The sequence below is a fragment of the Dickeya ananatis genome (assembly GCF_019464615.1).
Taxonomy (GTDB): Bacteria; Pseudomonadota; Gammaproteobacteria; order Enterobacterales; family Enterobacteriaceae; genus Dickeya; species Dickeya oryzae.
In genome coordinates, this window is the sequence record NZ_CP040816.1 from 4,495,330 (window position 1) to 4,509,224 (window position 13,895).

Sequence of the window (13,895 nt, forward strand, 5' to 3'; positions counted from 1 at the left end):
TCCTGTTCCCCGTTTTGTTTTGACCCTACAGAGGGATCGCATGACAACGTTGAGCTGTACAGTAACGTCGGTGGACGCTATCACCGATACGGTTTACCGGGTGCGCTTATTGCCATCGGCACCTTTTTCCTTCCGTGCCGGGCAATACCTGATGGTAGTAATGGACGAACGTGACAAGCGCCCGTTCTCTATGGCTTCAACGCCTATTGAGCAAGAGTCTATTGAATTGCATATCGGCGCTTCCGAGATGAACCTGTATGCGATGGCAGTGATGGACCGCATCCTGAAGGAAAAGTCGCTGGTGGTGGATATTCCCCATGGCGACGCCTGGCTGCGCGAAGACAGCGACCGGCCGTTGATTTTGATCGCGGGTGGGACAGGTTTTTCTTACGTACGTTCGATTTTACTGACGGTGCTGGCACGCCAGCCAGAGCGTCAGGTTTCCGTCTATTGGGGCGGACGTGAACTGCGTCATTTATACGATTTGGGCGAGTTGCAGTCGTTGGCGCAGGCGCATACCAACCTGAATGTGATCCCGGTCGTTGAACAGCCGGACGAACAGTGGCATGGCCGTTCTGGTACCGTGTTAAGCGCTGTGCTCCAGGATTTCGGCACACTGGCCTCGCACGATATTTATATCGCAGGGCGTTTTGAAATGGCAAAAATCGCCCGTGAGCGTTTTTGTAATGAACGTGGCGCACAGCCTGCGCACATGTACAGCGACGCGTTTTCTTTCATCTGATCTTGCCAGTCTGCTTGCTGTTCTGTCGTGGCCGGGTTGTTATGCCCGGCCACGTTGTTTTAGCACCGACAGGATACTGGTGCAGGTTGTTTACTGCGCTATATGCATTCAGGGCACCCCCGCCGACGTAATGACGCCGACGGGGGAGATGAACGCGATAAAGCGTAGCCAATGGGTGGCAGGTGCAGGTGGGCATCAATACGGGCGCGTTATACCCGCTCCAGCACCGTGGCAATACCCTGACCTAACCCGATACACATGGTCGCCACACCGAATTCTACGTCTCGTTGCTCCATCAAATTGATGAGCGTGGTGATAATACGTGCACCGGAGCACCCCAACGGATGGCCCAATGCAATCGCCCCGCCATTCAGGTTGACCTTATCATCCAGGCTATCCATCAATCCTAATGCTTTGATACAAGGCAGCGTTTGGGCGGCAAACGCCTCATTGAGTTCAAATAGACCAATATCGCTCACAGCGAGTCCCGCCCGTTGTAGCGCTTTTTGGGTCGCGGGTACCGGACCGAATCCCATCACGGAAGGATCGCAGCCGACGACCGCCATCGCCCGCACGCGTACCCGTGGCGTCAACCCCAACGCCAGCGCGCGGGATTCGCTCATCACCAGCAGAGCGGCGGCACCATCCGACAATGCCGATGAGCTACCGGCTGTGACTGTACCGTTCACCGGATCAAATGCCGGGCGCAGAGCCGCCAGAGCGTCGAGACTGGTGTCAGCCCTGACGACTTCATCGTAGTCAAAAGGATGTAGCGCGCCGTCGGCGTTATGACCGGTGGTGGGGATAATTTCATGGCGAAATGCCCCGGACTGGGTCGCAGCCCAGGCGAGCTGATGTGAGCGGGCGGCGAAAGCGTCCTGCATTTCACGACTGATGTGGTGCTGGCGTGCCAGTAGCTCTGCCGTCAGCCCCATCATCGCTGCGGCTTTCGCGATGTTTTTGCCAAGGCCGGGGTGAAAATCAACACCGTGGCTCATCGGCACATGTCCCATATGCTCGACACCACCGACCAGACACACCTCGGCATCACCCGTCATGATGGTTCGTGCCGCGTCGTGCAACGCCTGCATGGATGAACCGCACAGACGGTTGACGGTGACGGCGGGTACCGAGTGGGGAATTTCAGCCAGCAATGCGGCATTACGCCCCACATTGAAGCCTTGCTCTAGCGTCTGTTGCACGCATCCCCAGTAGATGTCGTCGATTTTATCCGCTTCCAGCGCTGGGGTACGACTCAGCAGGCTGCGCATCAAATGCGCGGACAGGGTTTCAGCCCGAACCTGACGAAACGCACCACCTTTGGAGCGACCCATCGGGGTACGCACTGCATCAACAATCACTGCATTTTCCATCGTCGTGCGTCCTTATGCCGGTTGGTGAAGAGAAAGGTCAGCGTGAGGTTCAACCGCCGGGTAATAGCGCTGCTGGAACTTAGCCATCCGCAACAGGCTTTCCGGTATGGTGTAAAGCGGCCCCAGCGACGCCAGCGATTGGGCAATATCCACGTAGTGCTGGCTACCCAATGTGTCCAGATAACGGCAGGCACCGCCATGGAACGGAGGGAAACCCAGTCCGTAAAGCAGTGCCATATCGGCTTCCGCCGGTGTGGCAACGATCCCCTCTTCCAGACAACGTGCGACTTCGTTGAGCATCGGTACCATCAGGCGATGCGTGATCTCTTGTGCGCTGAAGGTCCGCTTCGGCCCGCAGGCGGCGTCCAGCAGGATATCGGTCTGGTCGTCCTGCTCCCGGCGTGGTTTGCCTTTCGCATCCGGACTGTAACGGTAGAAGCCGGCCCCGCTTTTCTGACCAAAACGCTGGTGTTCTACCAGGACATCGACCGCGTCGCGGTAGGTTTTTGCCATGCGCTGAGGAAAACCTGCTGACATCACCGCTTGAGCATGGTGGGCGGTATCCAGCCCGACCACGTCCAGCAGGTAAGCCGGTCCCATCGGCCAGCCGAACTGTTTTTCCATCACGGCATCAACATCGCGGAAATCCGCACCGTCACGCAATAGCAGACAGAACGCGGCGATATAAGGGAACAGCACGCGGTTAACGAAAAATCCCGGGCAGTCATTTACCACAATCGGGGTTTTCCCTATTTTGGTGGCGTAAGCGACTACGCGAGCCAGCGTTTTCTCATCGGTCTGGGGGCCACGAATCACTTCTACCAGCGGCATCCGGTGTACCGGGTTGAAAAAATGCATGCCGCAGAAATTTTGCGGTCGCTGCAAGGCGGTGGCCAACTGCCCGATGGGAATGGTCGAGGTATTGGAAACGATCAACGTCTGCTCACTGACGCAGGTCTCGACATCGGCCAGTACTCTGGCCTTTATTTGTGGGTTTTCCACCACCGCTTCGATAACCAGGTCAGCTTGCTCCAGCCCATTGTTATTCAATGTCGGGTGGATACGAGCCAGTATGCCCATCATGCTCAGGGCATCCAGCTTGCCGCGCTGTAGCTGTGCATTCAGTAGTTTGGCGGCCTCTTCCATCCCCAGCGTCAGCGCTTTCTCGTTGATATCTTTCATCCATACCGGCACTCCTTTACGTGCCGACTGACAGGCAATACCGCCACCCATGATCCCGGCACCGAGTACCGCAACGCGTGCTGGTAGCGAAGCGTCGCCTGCCCATTTTTTGGCCGTACTTTTTACCGCTTGTTCGTTCAGGAAGACACCGACCAACGCGTACGCCGCTGTGGTTTGAGTCAGCGTAACGAAATTGTCGGTTTCCAGTTTCAGCGCAGCGTCACGCTCTAATCTGGCGGCAGCTTCAATGGTTTTGAGCGCTGTCATTGGCGCAGGGTAGTGAGGACCGGCTGCTTGCTGCACCAGTGCGCTGGCGGTAGCAAAACTCATGGTTGCCTCGATGCGGTTAAGCCTTAGCGGCGCTTGTTTTTCTGGCGTCGACGGGCTCGCCAGTCAAGTTTATCCCCCGCCGCCAGACGCAACATATGCAACGCTGATGACAGCAGCTTATCGTTGCTGGTAACCGCATCGATCAACCCGACTTTCAGGGCCTCGTCGGCGGACAGGTCCTTACCAGCGGTAATGATTTCCAGCGCGCTGTCGGCACCCAGCAGTCGCGGTAACCTAACTGTGCCGCCAAACCCTGGCATGATCCCCAGTTTCACTTCCGGCAGGCCAATGCGAACGTCGGGTGTCGCCAGGCGGAAATCGGTCGCCAGCACACATTCGCATCCTCCGCCCAACGCATAACCGTTGATGGCAGAGAGTGTCGGCACTGGCAAGTCTTCCAGTTGGCTGAAAATGGCGTTGGCGTCGGTCAGCCACTGATGAAGGGTTTCTGGCGGTGCAGCGAACAACGATAAAAATTCGGTGATGTCCGCTCCGGCAATAAACGCGGGTTTGTCTGAGCGCAGTAGCAGGGCGCGGAGCGAAGGGTGTTTCGTCAGGTGATTTAGGGCTTCGCCAAGACTGGCCACCGTACGGGTGTCCAGTTTATTGACGCTGCCAGGCGCGGCAAAAACCAGTTCGGCAATGCCGTCTTCCAGCCAGTTGAGGTACAGCGTGTCGCCTTGATAGATCATGGTGTTCTCCACTGTTATCCGTTATCTGGTACGACCAGATAGTGAAGAAAATTGTGGGTTTGATGTTAATGAAATGCAAACAATGCGTGAGGGATTTGCCGGGAGGATCACAGGCTGAGCAACGCTGCCGTCATCGGGGGGCTGTGTTACACTGGAAAACAGGTGGTTATCAATGGGGATTATGATGGAAACGCTGGCTTCTTTGTATCATCAACATGTGGCGACCCTGCAGCAACGCGCGCAGGCAGTTCTGGCTCGGCATAATCTGGATGCCTTATTGATCCACTCCGGTGAGTTAATGATGGCGTTTTTGGATGACCATGCCTATCCGTTCAAGGTTAACCCGCAGTTTAAAGCCTGGCTGCCAGTGACGCAGGTGCCGAATTGCTGGTTGTGGGTGGATGGGGTCAATACGCCGAAGCTGTGGTTCTATTCCCCCGTTGATTACTGGCATAACGTCGCGCCAGTACCGGACAGTTTTTGGACGACGTCGTTGGATATCCAGGTGCTGCGCAAGGCCGATGATATTGCAGCGCAACTGCCTGCCCAGCGTCAGCAGGTTGCTTATATCGGTTCCGCTTCGCAGCGTGCGCTAAGTCTGGGGATTACGCCGGAGCACATCAACCCGAAAGGCGTACTGGATTATCTGCATTACCATCGTGCCTACAAAACGGATTATGAACTGGCTTGTATGCGCGAAGCGCAGAAAACCGCGGTGGTTGGTCATCGTGCTGCTTACGAAGCGTTCCAGTCCGGCATGAGCGAGTTTGATATTAATCTGGCGTACCTGACTGCCACGGGGCACCGTGATACCGATGTGCCTTATGACAATATTGTTGCCCTGAACGAGCATGCGGCGGTGCTGCACTACACCCAACTGGAACACCGTGTGCCGACGGAAATGCGCAGTTTCCTGCTGGATGCCGGTGCGGAATATAACGGTTATGCGGCAGATATTACCCGCACTTATGCCGCGCAGCATGACAACGAGTATGCGGCGCTGGTGAGGGACCTGAATCACGAGCAACTGGCGCTGATCGATACGATGAAAGCCGGTGTGCGTTATACCGATTACCATTTGCAGATGCATCACCGTGTTGCATCGCTGCTTAAACGCCATCAACTGGTGACTGGGCTGAGTGAAGAAGCGATGGTAGAGCAGGGCGTAACCTCGCCGTTCCTGCCGCATGGGCTGGGCCATCCGCTTGGTTTGCAGGTACACGATGTCGGCGGGTTTATGCAGGATGACACTGGCACCATCTTGCCAGCGCCGTCTGCCCATCCCTATTTGCGCTGTACCCGTATTTTGGAGCCGCGCATGGTACTGACAATCGAACCGGGTATCTATTTCATCGATTCTCTGCTCGAACCCTGGCGTCAGGGTGAGTTGCGCCAGCATTTCAACTGGCAGAAGCTGGATGCGTTACGTCCGTTTGGTGGTATCCGTATTGAAGACAATATCGTGGTCCATGACAAACGCATCGAAAACTTAACTCGTGCGCTCGATCTGGCCTGATGCAGTCATATCCGGTGCCCGCGGCGCCTGTCAGCGTCGATGAAGACATTAAAAAGAGCCGTTTTATTACCCTGCTCGCACCCGCCTGTGGGGTGGAAGCGGCTCGATACGTGATTCAGCAGGCTCGTGAGCAGCATCCCTCGGCGGCCCACCATTGCTGGGCCTATGTCGCAGGTTCCCCCGTCGACTCTCAACAGCTCGGCTTTTCTGATGACGGAGAACCTTCGGGAACCGCCGGTAAACCGATGCTGGCTCAATTGATGGGGAGTGGCATCGGTGAAATCGTGGCGGTAGTGATACGGTATTATGGTGGCATTAGGTTAGGTACCGGCGGTCTGGTCAAAGCCTATGGCGGTGGCGTTCAGCACGCGTTGAAACAACTGTCAGTACAGCAGAAAGTGATGTATCAGAACTATCGATTGCAGTGCGACTATGCGTTGTTGCCGCAGGTGGAGAGCGTGGTGCTGGCATTACAGGGGAACGTCGTCTCAACGGAATACGCGGGTGATGTTGCCCTCCAACTGGCGTTTCCTATAACGGCAGTGGAAGAAGCAGCGCGGCGACTACGCGATATTAGTCGTGGTGCGTTGCATTTGCAGTCAATTTCACAATAATCCAGCACGTACTCTTGAACCATTAAAGGAAGGCTCCCTGATGCACCTGCGTGCCATAACCCGCATTGTCGGACTGCTGGTCATTCTGTTTTCCGGCACCATGTTCATTCCTGGCATGGTGGCGTTGATCTACCGTGACGGTGCTGGTCGTGCATTTATTCAGACATTTATTGTCGCGTTGGTTATGGGGTTGCTGCTGTGGCTGCCCAACCGTAAACACCGGCATGAGTTGAAAGCCCGCGAGGGGTTTTTAATCGTCGTGTTGTTCTGGACGGTGCTGGGCAGCGTTGGGGCGTTGCCTTTTTTGTTTGCTGAACGGCCCAATCTCTCGGTGACAGATGCGTTTTTTGAATCCTTTTCCGGCCTGACAACCACCGGCGCTACTACGTTGGTCGGGCTGGATGCTCTACCGAAGGCGATTCTGTTCTATCGACAGATGCTGCAATGGATGGGCGGTATGGGGATCATTGTGCTGGCGGTAGCGATTCTGCCGATTCTGGGCGTCGGGGGGATGCAGCTTTATCGCGCCGAAATGCCAGGTCCGCTGAAGGACAATAAAATGCGTCCCCGCATCGCGGAAACCGCCAAAACCCTCTGGCTGATTTATGTGTTGCTAACGGTGGTATGCGCCTTCTCTTTGTGGCTGGCTGGCATGTCGGTATTCGATGCGATCAGCCACAGTTTTTCGACTATCGCCATCGGTGGATTTTCAACTCATGACGCCAGCATCGGCTATTTCAATAGTCCTACCATCAATACCATTGTCGCGGTATTTCTGCTGATTTCCGGCTGTAATTTTGGTTTGCACTTTGCGGTGTTAAGCGGTCGTAGCTTACGGGTGTACTGGCGTGACCCCGAGTTTCGCATGTTTATCTTTGTGCAGATGTCGCTGGTTGTGATTTGTACCCTCGTTTTGTGGGTGCATGGTGTGTACAAAACGGGTATGGAAACGCTGAACCAGGCGTTTTTTCAGGTGGTGTCGATGGCAACGACAGCAGGCTTCACTACCGATAGCATTGCCTCCTGGCCATTGTTCTTGCCGGTATTGCTGCTTTGCTCCGCGTTTATCGGTGGTTGTGCTGGTTCAACGGGTGGTGGCCTGAAAGTCATTCGTATCCTGTTACTGTTCTTACAAGGATCGCGTGAGCTGAAGCGACTGGTTCACCCGAATGCGGTCTATACCATTAAACTCGGCCAGCGTGCGCTGCCGGAACGAATTCTGGAAGCGGTGTGGGGGTTTTTCTCAGCGTATGCGCTGGTGTTTATCATCAGTATGCTGGCAGTGATTGCGACAGGAGTCGACAATTTCTCTGCTTTTGCCGCTGTCGCTGCCACCCTCAACAATCTTGGTCCCGGGCTTGGGACAGTAGCCGACAATTTCACGTCCATGAATGACGCCGCCAAATGGATTCTGATTGTCACCATGTTATTTGGTCGTCTGGAAGTGTTCACCATGCTGGTGTTATTTACTCCCACTTTTTGGCGGGAATAACGGATAAAGGAAACGTGCTATGAAAGCATTGATATTGTTTTCCAGTCGGGATGGTCAAACACGGGCGATAGCGTCTTATATCGCCAATAACCTGAAAGGGACGCTGGAGTGTGATGTTGTCAACATACTGAGCGTCCATGAAGTCGATCTCGATAAGTACGACAAGGTGATGATTGGTGCATCAGTGCGCTATGGACATTTTCACCCAGCGCTGGAAAAATTCATCCGTCAGCACCTTGCATTATTACAGCAAAAACCCAGTGCGTTCTTTTCTGTCAATCTGACGGCCCGTAAACCTGAAAAACGCTCGCTGCAAACCAACGCGTATACCCGCAAGTTTCTGCTGCGCTCTCCCTGGCAGCCCGATTTGGGGGCTGTGTTTGCTGGGGCGTTGCGCTATCCCCGTTATCGTTGGTTCGACCGTGTCATGATTCAACTGATTATGCGCATGACGGGCGGTGAAACCGACAGTACCAAAGAGATTGAATATACCGATTGGGAGCAGGTGGCGCGTTTTGCCCAGTCGTTTGGCCAACTCACCCAGAAAAAGGCGGTTTGACGGGGTGAAATCGGCGTAGTGGTGAAAAAAGAGACGTTCAGTGATTTTTTTGAAATTAGTGCTTGTCAGGCCGGAATAACTCCCTATAATGCGCCTCCACTGACACGGCAACGGCGAAACGCCAGCGCAGTTTCAGTAAGAAATCAGGCGCATATCGCTTGACTTCTTGTCGGGAAAGCATAATATATGCGACCCGCGGCCACGGTAAGTGGCGCTGCTCTTTAACAATCAATCAGACAATCTGTGTGGGCACTCGCAGGACGCTTCACTAAAAATATTTAGTGAAAGTCTTGAAGAGTGACAACAGTTAATTCATTACGAATAAACAGTAAATTCTTTGAGCACCGTTTTCTTCGGAAAACACATCAAACTTTAAATTGAAGAGTTTGATCATGGCTCAGATTGAACGCTGGCGGCAGGCCTAACACATGCAAGTCGAGCGGCAGCGGGGGGAAGCTTGCTTCCCCGCCGGCGAGCGGCGGACGGGTGAGTAATGTCTGGGAAACTGCCTGATGGAGGGGGATAACTACTGGAAACGGTAGCTAATACCGCATAACGTCGCAAGACCAAAGAGGGGGACCTTCGGGCCTCTTGCCATCGGATGTGCCCAGATGGGATTAGCTAGTAGGTGGGGTAAAGGCTCACCTAGGCGACGATCCCTAGCTGGTCTGAGAGGATGACCAGCCACACTGGAACTGAGACACGGTCCAGACTCCTACGGGAGGCAGCAGTGGGGAATATTGCACAATGGGGGAAACCCTGATGCAGCCATGCCGCGTGTGTGAAGAAGGCCTTCGGGTTGTAAAGCACTTTCAGCGGGGAGGAAGGGGGTAAGGTTAATACCTTTACCCATTGACGTTACCCGCAGAAGAAGCACCGGCTAACTCCGTGCCAGCAGCCGCGGTAATACGGAGGGTGCAAGCGTTAATCGGAATGACTGGGCGTAAAGCGCACGCAGGCGGTCTGTTAAGTTGGATGTGAAATCCCCGGGCTTAACCTGGGAACTGCATTCAAAACTGACAGGCTAGAGTCTCGTAGAGGGGGGTAGAATTCCAGGTGTAGCGGTGAAATGCGTAGAGATCTGGAGGAATACCGGTGGCGAAGGCGGCCCCCTGGACGAAGACTGACGCTCAGGTGCGAAAGCGTGGGGAGCAAACAGGATTAGATACCCTGGTAGTCCACGCTGTAAACGATGTCGATTTGGAGGTTGTGGTCTTGAACCGTGGCTTCCGGAGCTAACGCGTTAAATCGACCGCCTGGGGAGTACGGCCGCAAGGTTAAAACTCAAATGAATTGACGGGGGCCCGCACAAGCGGTGGAGCATGTGGTTTAATTCGATGCAACGCGAAGAACCTTACCTACTCTTGACATCCAGCGAACCTTGTAGAGATACGAGGGTGCCTTCGGGAGCGCTGAGACAGGTGCTGCATGGCTGTCGTCAGCTCGTGTTGTGAAATGTTGGGTTAAGTCCCGCAACGAGCGCAACCCTTATCCTTTGTTGCCAGCACTTCGGGTGGGAACTCAAGGGAGACTGCCGGTGATAAACCGGAGGAAGGTGGGGATGACGTCAAGTCATCATGGCCCTTACGAGTAGGGCTACACACGTGCTACAATGGCGTATACAAAGAGAAGCGACCTCGCGAGAGCAAGCGGACCTCATAAAGTACGTCGTAGTCCGGATTGGAGTCTGCAACTCGACTCCATGAAGTCGGAATCGCTAGTAATCGTAGATCAGAATGCTACGGTGAATACGTTCCCGGGCCTTGTACACACCGCCCGTCACACCATGGGAGTGGGTTGCAAAAGAAGTAGGTAGCTTAACCTTCGGGAGGGCGCTTACCACTTTGTGATTCATGACTGGGGTGAAGTCGTAACAAGGTAACCGTAGGGGAACCTGCGGTTGGATCACCTCCTTACCGAGTAGAAGTGCCTGCGTGGTGTCCACACAGATTGTCTGATGAAGAAGATGAGCAGTAAAACCTTATAGGCTTGTAGCTCAGGTGGTTAGAGCGCACCCCTGATAAGGGTGAGGTCGGTGGTTCAAGTCCACTCAGGCCTACCAGATTTCTCCTGATACTGCGTTGTGACATCACTCGCATATTGATGTATGCGTCGTTATTCCACGCCTTGTCTCAGAAGAAATGGCGGGTAAAGGTTTACGTGTTGCATTCTATGGGGCTATAGCTCAGCTGGGAGAGCGCCTGCTTTGCACGCAGGAGGTCTGCGGTTCGATCCCGCATAGCTCCACCATTTACGAATGACTTCAGAGTGTACTGGCAACAGTATGCTGCGAAGTATTCTGCTCTTTAACAATCCGGAACAAGCTGAAAAATTGAAACGACAGCATGTGAGTGAGAATTCATGTGTTGTTCGAGTCTCTCAAAATACTCGCATCCCGAGACACTTTCGGGTTGTGAGGTTAAGCGACTAAGCGTACACGGTGGATGCCTAGGCAGTCAGAGGCGATGAAGGGCGTGCTAATCTGCGAAAAGCGTCGGCAAGGTGATATGAACCGTTATACCCGACGATACCCGAATGGGGAAACCCAGTGTGACTCGTCACACTATCATTAACTGAATCCATAGGTTAATGAGGCGAACCGGGGGAACTGAAACATCTCAGTACCCCGAGGAAAAGAAATCAACCGAGATTCCCCCAGTAGCGGCGAGCGAACGGGGAGGAGCCCAGAACCTGAATCGGCTTGTGTGTCAGTGGAAGCGTCTGGAAAGGCGCACGGTACAGGGTGACAGTCCCGTACACGAAGATGCACAGGTCGTGAGTTCGATGAGTAGGGCGGGACACGTGGTATCCTGTCTGAACATGGGGGGACCATCCTCCAAGGCTAAATACTCCTGACTGACCGATAGTGAACCAGTACCGTGAGGGAAAGGCGAAAAGAACCCCGGCGAGGGGAGTGAAATAGAACCTGAAACCGTGTACGTACAAGCAGTGGGAGCACCTTTTAGGTGTGACTGCGTACCTTTTGTATAATGGGTCAGCGACTTATATTCTGTAGCAAGGTTAACCGAATAGGGGAGCCGCAGGGAAACCGAGTCTTAACTGGGCGTCTAGTTGCAGGGTATAGACCCGAAACCCGGTGATCTAGCCATGGGCAGGTTGAAGGTTGGGTAACACTAACTGGAGGACCGAACCGACTAATGTTGAAAAATTAGCGGATGACTTGTGGCTGGGGGTGAAAGGCCAATCAAACCGGGAGATAGCTGGTTCTCCCCGAAAGCTATTTAGGTAGCGCCTCGTGAACTCATCTTCGGGGGTAGAGCACTGTTTCGGCTAGGGGGCCATCCCGGCTTACCAACCCGATGCAAACTGCGAATACCGAAGAATGTTATCACGGGAGACACACGGCGGGTGCTAACGTCCGTCGTGAAGAGGGAAACAACCCAGACCGCCAGCTAAGGTCCCAAAGTCATGGTTAAGTGGGAAACGATGTGGGAAGGCCCAGACAGCCAGGATGTTGGCTTAGAAGCAGCCATCATTTAAAGAAAGCGTAATAGCTCACTGGTCGAGTCGGCCTGCGCGGAAGATGTAACGGGGCTAAAACCATGCACCGAAGCTGCGGCAGCGACACTATGTGTTGTTGGGTAGGGGAGCGTTCTGTAAGCCGGTGAAGGTGGCCTGTGAGGGCTGCTGGAGGTATCAGAAGTGCGAATGCTGACATAAGTAACGATAATGCGGGTGAAAAACCCGCACGCCGGAAGACCAAGGGTTCCTGTCCAACGTTAATCGGGGCAGGGTGAGTCGACCCCTAAGGCGAGGCTGAAAAGCGTAGTCGATGGGAAACAGGTTAATATTCCTGTACTTGGTGTTACTGCGAAGGGGGGACGGAGAAGGCTATGTCATCCGGGCGACGGTTGTCCCGGTTTAAGCGTGCAGGTGGGTGGACCAGGCAAATCCGGTCTGCTGTCAACACTGAGGCGTGATGACGAGGCACTACGGTGCTGAAGTGACAGATGCCCTGCTTCCAGGAAAAGCCTCTAAGCATCAGGTAACATTGAATCGTACCCCAAACCGACACAGGTGGTCAGGTAGAGAATACTCAGGCGCTTGAGAGAACTCGGGTGAAGGAACTAGGCAAAATGGTGCCGTAACTTCGGGAGAAGGCACGCTCCTGCTGGTGAAGTCCCTTGCGGATGGAGCTGACGGGAGTCGCAGATACCAGCTGGCTGCAACTGTTTAATAAAAACACAGCACTGTGCAAACACGAAAGTGGACGTATACGGTGTGACGCCTGCCCGGTGCCGGAAGGTTAATTGATGGGGTTATCCGTAAGGAGAAGCTCTTGATCGAAGCCCCGGTAAACGGCGGCCGTAACTATAACGGTCCTAAGGTAGCGAAATTCCTTGTCGGGTAAGTTCCGACCTGCACGAATGGCGTAATGATGGCCAGGCTGTCTCCACCCGAGACTCAGTGAAATTGAACTCGCTGTGAAGATGCAGTGTACCCGCGGCAAGACGGAAAGACCCCGTGAACCTTTACTATAGCTTGACACTGAACCTTGAGCCTTGATGTGTAGGATAGGTGGGAGGCTTTGAAGTGTGGACGCCAGTCTGCATGGAGCCAACCTTGAAATACCACCCTTTAATGTTTGATGTTCTAACCTGGGCCCGTCATCCGGGCCGGGGACAGTGTCTGGTGGGTAGTTTGACTGGGGCGGTCTCCTCCCAAAGAGTAACGGAGGAGCACGAAGGTTAGCTAATCCTGGTCGGACATCAGGAGGTTAGTGCAAAGGCATAAGCTAGCTTGACTGCGAGAGTGACGGCTCGAGCAGGTGCGAAAGCAGGTCTTAGTGATCCGGTGGTTCTGAATGGAAGGGCCATCGCTCAACGGATAAAAGGTACTCCGGGGATAACAGGCTGATACCGCCCAAGAGTTCATATCGACGGCGGTGTTTGGCACCTCGATGTCGGCTCATCACATCCTGGGGCTGAAGTAGGTCCCAAGGGTATGGCTGTTCGCCATTTAAAGTGGTACGCGAGCTGGGTTTAGAACGTCGTGAGACAGTTCGGTCCCTATCTGCCGTGGGCGTTGGAAGATTGAGGGGGGTTGCTCCTAGTACGAGAGGACCGGAGTGAACGCACCGCTGGTGTTCGGGTTGTCATGCCAATGGCACTGCCCGGTAGCTACGTGCGGAAGAGATAACCGCTGAAAGCATCTAAGCGGGAAACTTGCCCCGAGATGAGTCTTCCCTGGGAACTTGATTCCCCGGAAGGGACGTTCGAGACGAGGACGTTGATAGGCTGGGTGTGTAAGCGTAGTGATACGTTGAGCTAACCAGTACTAATGACCCGAGAGGCTTAACCTTACAACACCGAAGGTGTTTTGGTGAGAGAGACGGAATTTTTAGCTTGTTCGAGGATTGGATGGCGTGGTGTAG

At 54.2% G+C, this 13,895-nt stretch carries 6 protein-coding genes, 2 tRNA genes, 2 rRNA genes and 1 pseudogene; 9 read left to right on the forward strand and 2 right to left on the reverse strand.

The window, feature by feature from the left end; translation table 11 throughout:
* Positions 1-40: 40 nt before the first annotated feature.
* Positions 41-742: an NAD(P)H-flavin reductase gene (gene fre, locus FGI04_RS20070; RefSeq protein ID WP_342699023.1), complete on the forward strand. Its 702-nt coding sequence runs from the start codon at positions 41-43 to the stop codon at positions 740-742.
* Positions 743-951: 209 nt separating this feature from the next.
* Here fre and fadA read toward each other — a convergent pair whose 3' ends face one another.
* Both fadA and fadB read right to left on the reverse strand, forming a co-directional pair.
* Positions 952-2,115 carry an acetyl-CoA C-acyltransferase FadA gene (gene fadA / locus FGI04_RS20075; RefSeq protein ID WP_342699022.1) on the reverse strand — a complete coding sequence of 388 codons (1,164 nt, stop codon included), beginning with the start codon at positions 2,113-2,115 and terminating at the stop codon, positions 952-954.
* A gap of 12 nt (positions 2,116-2,127) precedes the next feature.
* Positions 2,128-4,319 (reverse strand): annotated as a pseudogene (fadB, locus tag FGI04_RS20080) (fatty acid oxidation complex subunit alpha FadB).
* Positions 4,320-4,503: 184 nt separating this feature from the next.
* Between fadB and pepQ the strand changes: the two are divergent.
* The 8 genes from pepQ to FGI04_RS20120 all read left to right on the forward strand — a co-directional run bounded on the left by pepQ (position 4,504) and on the right by FGI04_RS20120 (position 13,823).
* Positions 4,504-5,835, forward strand: coding sequence for a Xaa-Pro dipeptidase (pepQ, locus tag FGI04_RS20085; RefSeq protein ID WP_342699183.1), 1,332 nt, complete (start codon positions 4,504-4,506; stop codon positions 5,833-5,835).
* Complete coding sequence (locus FGI04_RS20090; protein WP_407322041.1) at positions 5,835-6,449, forward strand: IMPACT family protein; 615 nt, start codon at positions 5,835-5,837, stop codon at positions 6,447-6,449. The genes pepQ and FGI04_RS20090 overlap by 1 nt, the downstream gene beginning before the upstream one ends.
* 40 nt (positions 6,450-6,489) lie before the next feature.
* Entirely contained in the window at positions 6,490-7,941 is a 1,452-nt protein-coding gene (gene trkH / locus FGI04_RS20095; RefSeq protein ID WP_016943417.1) for a Trk system potassium transporter TrkH, read from the forward strand.
* 19 nt (positions 7,942-7,960) lie between these two features.
* Positions 7,961-8,500, forward strand: a complete 540-nt coding sequence (gene hemG, locus FGI04_RS20100; RefSeq protein WP_407322040.1) for a menaquinone-dependent protoporphyrinogen IX dehydrogenase — start codon at positions 7,961-7,963, stop codon at positions 8,498-8,500.
* 374 nt (positions 8,501-8,874) lie between these two features.
* Positions 8,875-10,416: ribosomal RNA gene (locus tag FGI04_RS20105) — 16S ribosomal RNA — on the forward strand.
* Positions 10,417-10,485: 69 nt separating this feature from the next.
* Positions 10,486-10,562 (forward strand) — tRNA-Ile (locus FGI04_RS20110).
* Positions 10,563-10,674: 112 nt separating this feature from the next.
* Positions 10,675-10,750: transfer RNA gene (locus tag FGI04_RS20115), tRNA-Ala, on the forward strand.
* Between the two features lie 167 nt (positions 10,751-10,917).
* A 23S ribosomal RNA gene (locus FGI04_RS20120) occupies positions 10,918-13,823 on the forward strand.
* The 16S and 23S rRNA genes sit together here with 2 tRNA genes alongside, the layout of an rRNA operon.
* Positions 13,824-13,895: the final 72 nt, after the last annotated feature.

Bases quoted from the DNA above. Each gene is read 5' to 3' on its own strand.
- FGI04_RS20090 (WP_407322041.1), top strand. From the start codon at position 5,835: ATGCAGTCATATCCGGTGCCCGCGGCGCCTGTCAGCGTCGATGAAGAC.
- fre (WP_342699023.1), top strand. From the start codon at position 41: ATGACAACGTTGAGCTGTACAGTAACGTCGGTGGACGCTATCACCGAT.
- trkH (WP_016943417.1), top strand. From the start codon at position 6,490: ATGCACCTGCGTGCCATAACCCGCATTGTCGGACTGCTGGTCATTCTG.
- fadA (WP_342699022.1), bottom strand. From the start codon at position 2,115: ATGGAAAATGCAGTGATTGTTGATGCAGTGCGTACCCCGATGGGTCGC.
- pepQ (WP_342699183.1), top strand. From the start codon at position 4,504: ATGGAAACGCTGGCTTCTTTGTATCATCAACATGTGGCGACCCTGCAG.
- hemG (WP_407322040.1), top strand. From the start codon at position 7,961: ATGAAAGCATTGATATTGTTTTCCAGTCGGGATGGTCAAACACGGGCG.